The sequence below is a fragment of the Planomonospora alba genome (assembly GCF_039534085.1).
Lineage (GTDB): Bacteria > Actinomycetota > Actinomycetes > Streptosporangiales > Streptosporangiaceae > Planomonospora_B > Planomonospora_B alba.
Genome location: NZ_BAAAUT010000119.1, coordinates 1 through 5549, shown reverse-complemented (window position 1 = coordinate 5549; position 5549 = coordinate 1). Strand labels below are relative to the sequence as shown.

At 76.4% G+C, this 5549-nt stretch carries 5 protein-coding genes; 3 read left to right on the top strand and 2 right to left on the bottom strand.

Features of this window, described 5'->3' with window-relative positions; genetic code table 11:
• Window positions 1–221: 221 nt before the first annotated feature.
• Complete coding sequence (locus ABD823_RS34000) at window positions 222–1586, bottom strand: SWIM zinc finger family protein (protein ID WP_344867000.1); 1365 nt, start codon at window positions 1584–1586, stop codon at window positions 222–224.
• A 76-nt stretch (window positions 1587–1662) separates the two neighbouring features.
• Here ABD823_RS34000 and ABD823_RS33995 point away from each other — a divergent pair, with 76 nt between their 5' ends.
• On the top strand, window positions 1663–2094 hold the full coding sequence (locus tag ABD823_RS33995) for a cupin domain-containing protein (RefSeq protein ID WP_344866998.1): 432 nt from the start codon (window positions 1663–1665) through the stop codon (window positions 2092–2094).
• 183 nt (window positions 2095–2277) lie between these two features.
• Window positions 2278–3813: an aldehyde dehydrogenase family protein gene (locus ABD823_RS33990; RefSeq protein WP_344866996.1), complete on the top strand. Its 1536-nt coding sequence runs from the start codon at window positions 2278–2280 to the stop codon at window positions 3811–3813.
• A 171-nt stretch (window positions 3814–3984) separates the two neighbouring features.
• Here the strand turns inward: ABD823_RS33990 and ABD823_RS33985 are convergent, their stop codons facing one another.
• The gene (locus tag ABD823_RS33985; RefSeq protein WP_344866995.1) at window positions 3985–4347 is read right to left on the bottom strand and encodes a hypothetical protein; all 363 of its coding nucleotides are present in this window, start codon (window positions 4345–4347) and stop codon (window positions 3985–3987) included.
• Window positions 4348–4520: 173 nt separating this feature from the next.
• Between ABD823_RS33985 and ABD823_RS33980 the strand changes: the two genes are divergently transcribed.
• Window positions 4521–5330, top strand: coding sequence for a class I SAM-dependent methyltransferase (locus ABD823_RS33980; RefSeq protein ID WP_344866993.1), 810 nt, complete (start codon window positions 4521–4523; stop codon window positions 5328–5330).
• Window positions 5331–5549: the final 219 nt, after the last annotated feature.

The following is a 5549-nucleotide window of genomic DNA, read 5'->3' as shown; positions in this document are numbered from 1 at the left end:
GCCCGCGGCAGTCCCGGCGGCGGACGGCGCGGCCGGCCCGGCGGGGCGGGGACGGGGCCCGCGGTCGGTGCCGACCAGCGCCGCGGAGACCAGCTCCTCCCAGGGGATCGGCGCCCAGGGGGCCGGCGCGCCCGGCGCACCGCCCGCCGCGGGCCCCGTCCCCGCGGCCGCCGCGGGATCCCGGGGGGCCGCGGGGGCTCCGGGGGGTGTCGTGGGGGTGCTCACAGTATGACCAGCCCTTCGTCGTCCCAGGCCGCCAGCGGCAGCAGGCCGTCCGGGGTCCACTCGGCGGCGACGGTCAGCGGGTGGCCGCCGGAGACGGCCAGCAGCCGCCAGGGCGCCGCGGCCGACGGGTGGAGGGGGAGCGCGCCGTCCGGGCCGCCGAGCATCCACCCGCCTCCGCCGCGCACGGGGGCCACCCGGTCGAGGACGAGCGGCCAGGAGTCCAGCCACGGGTCGCCAGCCAGGGCTGCGGCCACCTCCGCCAGGGCCTGCTCCAGGGTGGAGCCGGGCGGGCCCTCCTGGGGGGCGGCGGTGTCGTGGCGGGCGGCGACCAGGGCGCGCAGCGGGGCCGAGCCGGGATAGAAGGCCAGGTCGGCGTCGAGCGTGGTGCCGGTGACGAGCGAGGCGTCCAGGGCCTGCCCCGCGGGGGCGAAGGAGAGCACGAGCGCGGCCCTCCCGGTCGTCCGGCCGCGCAGCCACACCCGCCGGGTGGTCAGCCGGTCCTGCTCCTCGTCGCGCCGGCCGAGCACGTCCCAGCGGTCGCGGACCGTCTCACCGGCGAGCACGTCCTGCTGGGAGACGGGGAAGCCGATGCGGCCGCGCACGGTCTGCCGCAGCTCCGCGCCGAGCGCGCCCGCCGCGGCGGCCCCGTCCGCGCCCCCGTCCGTGCCGCCCGCCGCGGCCCCGTCCGCCCCGCCGGGGGCCGCCGAGCGGCGGTAGGCGGTGATCAGGAGGTGGAGCAGGGAGTATTCGCCGAGGAGGCGGGCGGGCCAGTCGTCGGCCGCGAGCACGGCGCCGAGCCGGGAGACGGTCCCGGCGACGCCGGGGGCCTGCGCGTCGACCAGGCGCTTGACCAGGCCGTCCCACTGGTCGTGCCGGCGTGCTCCGGCCAGGCCCTGGCGGAGCTGGTCGGTCAGCCAGCGCTCCAGCTCCTCCAGGCCCGCCGCGACCCGCTGCTCGCGCTGCGCGGCCCGTCCGGGGTCGGGGGCCGCACCGCCCCGCTCCGCGCGGGCCGGGGCGGGCCTGGCCGCGCGGGCGCGGCGCTGCTCGAGCCACTCGGCCACCCAGTCGGCGGGCTCGGCGGCCTCGGGCACGCCGTCGGCCGACCAGAGCAGCAGCAGGCCGAGGGCGTGCTTGCAGGGGAACTTCCTGCTGGGGCAGGTGCACCGGTAGGCGGGCTCGGTCAGGTCGACGCACGCCCGGTACGGCTTGGAGCCGCTGCCCTTGCACTCGCCCCAGACCGCCTCCGCGGTGACGCCGGCTGCCGACCACGTGCCGGGGGAGGAGACCCCCTGGGCCGCTTTCTGGGACGAGGCGTCGGGCGCGAGCGCGAGCACCTGGTCCCGGTTCCACCGTTCGATCACGCGCCGAACGCTATCCAGCGCCTCCGACAAAACCCCGAACGCATACTGACCTGGCGTTTCCCTTAATATCAGCACAATGACGACAGCTCACCGCCCTCCGCTCGCCGAGGTCCTGGACCTGCTCCCCCACCCCGAGGGCGGCTGGTTCCGGGAGACGTGGCGGACCTCCTGCGAGCTCGACCCGCCGGGGTACGGCGGGACGCGCGCGACGGCCACCGGCATCTACTTCCTGCTGGAGCCGGGCGAGGAGTCGCGCCCGCACGTGGTCCGGTCCGACGAGGTGTGGCTCTGGCACCGGGGCGGCCCGCTCACCCTGGTCCTGGGCGGCCACGAGGGGCAGCCGGTCCGCACGGTGACGCTCGGCCCGCACGTGGAGGAGGGCCAGGTCCCGCAGGCGCTGGTCCCCGCGGGCACCTGGCAGGCCGCCCGCCCGGCCGGGGACGAGGGAGTCCTGGTGAGCTGCGTCGTCTCCCCCGGCTTCGACTTCGCCGACTTCCGCATGCTCTGACCCGCGCCGGCCCGCACCCCGGCCCCGCCGGGCCGCGCCGGGCCGCGCCGGCCTGCGCCTCCCGCCCCGCCGTACCGCCGACCGGCCCCGCGACCCGTCCGCCGCGCCCGGCGGGCCGGGGATGTGACGCGCCGCCGGTGGGCGGGGAGAATGCGGGCACGCACCCCACGAAGGAGGTCAACGGTGACCCTCGATGTCTTCTCCGTCGTCGGCGGCAAGGAAGCCACGGACGGCACGGCCTACGACTCGATCAACCCCTCCCGCCTGGACGAGGTCGTCGCCCGGGTGCGGCTGGCCGACGCCGAGGCGTTCGCCGCGGCCTGCCGCACCGCCGCCGTCGCGCAGCGGGAGTGGGAGCGGGTGCCCGCCCCGGTGCGGGGCCGGGTGGTCGCCTCGATCGGCCGGCTGGTGGAGGCCAACGCCGAGGCGCTGGCCCGGCTGGTCACCCGGGAGATCGGCAAGCCGTACGCCGAGGCGCTGGGCGAGGTCCGGGAGATCGTCGACACCTGCGACTTCTTCCTGGGCGAGGGGAGGCGGCTCTACGGGCAGACGGTCCCCTCCGAGATGCCCGACAAGAACCTGTTCACCTTCCGGGTCCCGGTCGGCGTGGCGGCGGTGGTCACGGCGGGCAACTTCCCGGTCGCGGTGCCGTCGTGGTACCTGGTCCCGGCGCTGCTGTGCGGCAACGCCGCGGTCTGGAAGCCCGCCGAGTACGCCGCGGCCTCCGCGCAGGCGCTCTACCGGCTCTTCGCCGCGGCGGGGCTGCCGGACGGCGTGCTCAACCTCGTCCTGGCCGACGGCGCGCAGACCTACGCGGGCCTGGAGGCGGCTCTGGCCGAGGGCACGGTGCACAAGGTCGGCTTCACCGGCTCCAGCGAGGTCGGCCGGAGGATCGGCGAGCTGTGCGGGCGGCACCTGCAGTCGCCCTGCCTGGAGCTGGGCGGCAAGAACCCGATGGTGGTCATGCCGGACGCCGACCTCGACCTGGCGGTGGAGGGCGCGCTGTTCGCCGGGTTCGGCACGGCCGGGCAGCGCTGCACCTCGCTCGGGACGGTGATCGTGCACGAGAGCGTGCACGGCGAGTTCCTCGCCCGCTACACGCGCGCCGTGGCCGCGGCGCCGATCGGCGACCCGGCCGGGGACGTGCTCTGCGGGCCGCTGCTGGACCACAGGTTCGCCGAGCGCTACGAGGAGTACCTCGGCTGGATCGAGCCGCACCACACGGTCGTCTCCGGCCCGACCGGCAGGATCACGCCGGACAACCCCCGGGGCGGCTTCACCGGCGCCGGCGGGCTCTACTACCACCCGGTGGTCGTGGACGGCGTGCGCGCCGGCGACCGGCTCTTCATGGAGGAGACCTTCGGCCCGATCGTCGGCGTGACGGCCTTCGGCACGCTGGAGGAGGCGATCGAGCTGGCCAACCTGCCCGGCTACGGGCTCTCGTCGTCGATCTACACCACGGACCCGAAGGCCGCCTTCCGGTTCCGCGCGGGCATCGGCGCGGGCATGGTCAGCGTCAACAACTCCACCTCGGGCGCCGAGGCGCACCTGCCCTTCGGCGGGAACGGCAGGTCGGGCAACGGCAGCCGCCAGTCGGGCGTGTGGGTGCTCGACCAGTTCACCCGCTGGCAGGCGATGAACTGGGACTACTCCGGCCGCCTGCAGAAGGCCCAGATGGACGTCGCCGAGATCGTGCCCGACCTGGGCTTCCGCCTGTAGATCTTTGCCGTTCCGCGGGGTTCCCCACATCGTGGTCGCGGCATGCCTGCTCACGGGGGTGACCCCCGACCGCGGGGGCCGTGTGCTGCGGCACGGTCCCCGCGGATCCGCCCGCCGGATCCGCGGGGACCGGTGAGGGCGGCCGCCCGGCGGCGGTGCGGTGCCCGGCGCTCAGTAGAGGCCCCTGCTCAGCAGGGCGGGCGCGGGTGACCGGTGCGGGACCGGGGAGTACAGCCGCTCCTCGGGCGGGCGGCCCGCCTCCTGGTCGGCCCGCGCCGCGCCCTCGGCCCGGAGCGCGGCCCGGCCGAGCTCCGCCTCTCCCTGCGGGAAGGCGCTCACCTGGGAGGATCCGCAGCGGGCGCACTCGACTCCCGACCAGGGCGGCTGGACCGCCTCCCCCTCCTGCTCCCAGATCACGGCCTCGCGGCCGTGCCCGTCGATCAACCGGCGGACGGTGTATCCCTCCTGCCAGATGCGCTCGCAGCAGCGGCACTCCAGCGACCAGGTCTCCTTGGCACTGAACTCCTCGCGCACGGGAACCACCCCCGGGTCGGTTGCGGCGACGACTCATCCCAGTCTCACCCCGCTTCTCTCATAACAGCAAGTGAATGGGCATGCGAATTCTTTCGGTCTCACCATTCGGGACGATTTCTCTCACTGGATGAGATCGCTGTTACGGTTGCCCCATCCGACCGAAGGAGTGGTCCATGTCCGCCGAGGACGCCGTCTACACCCACGGGCACCACGAGTCCGTCCTGAGCTCCCACCGCTGGCGCACCGCGGAGAACTCCGCGGCGTACCTGCTGCCGCACCTGCGGCCCGGCATGTCGCTGCTGGACGTCGGGTGCGGCCCCGGGACCATCACCGCCGACCTGGCCGAGCTGGTCGCGCCGGGCACCGTCACCGCGACCGAGGTCACCGCCGAGGCGCTCGGCCTGGCCCGCGCCGAGGCGGAGCGCCGGGGCACGGCCGGCGTCGCGTTCGCCGTGGCGGACGTGCACGCCCTGGACCTGCCCGACGACGCCTTCGACGTCGTCCACGCCCACCAGGTGCTGCAGCACGTCGGCGACCCGGTCCGGGCGCTGCGGGAGATGCGGCGGGTCTGCCGGCCGGGCGGGATCGTGGCGGTCCGCGACAGCGACTACGCCGCCTTCACCTGGTTCCCGCGGCTGCCGGAGCTGGACGAGTGGATGGCGCTCTACCAGAAGGTGGCCCGGGCCAACGGGGGCGAGCCGGACGCGGGGCGGCGACTGCTCTCCTGGGCCCGCGCGGCCGGCTTCACCGACATCACCGCCACCTCCTCCACCTGGTGCTTCGCGACGCCCCAGGACCGGCGGTGGTGGGGCGGCATGTGGGCCGAGCGCATCCTGAAGTCCGACCTGGCCCGCCAGGCGCTCGCCTCGGGCGCCGCGACCGAGGAGGAGCTGCGCCGCGTCTCGGCGGGCTGGCGGGCCTGGGCCGCCGAGCCGGACGGCTGGCTCTCGCTGCTGCACGGCGAGCTGATCTGCCGCGCCTGACCGGGGACGCCGCACGGGCCGCGCCCGCGGCCCCGCCCCGCGCGGTACGGCGGGCCGGGCGGCCGGGCACGAACCCGCCGGGCAGAGCGGGCGGGGAGCCGCCCGGGAGGGTGCGCGGCCGCCGCCCGGGCGGCGGCCGCGCACCGGGACGTCAGGACCCCCGAGTGATCTTGACGTCGTCGATCCCGGCCTCCACCAGGGAGGCGCCCGAGGCGTCGG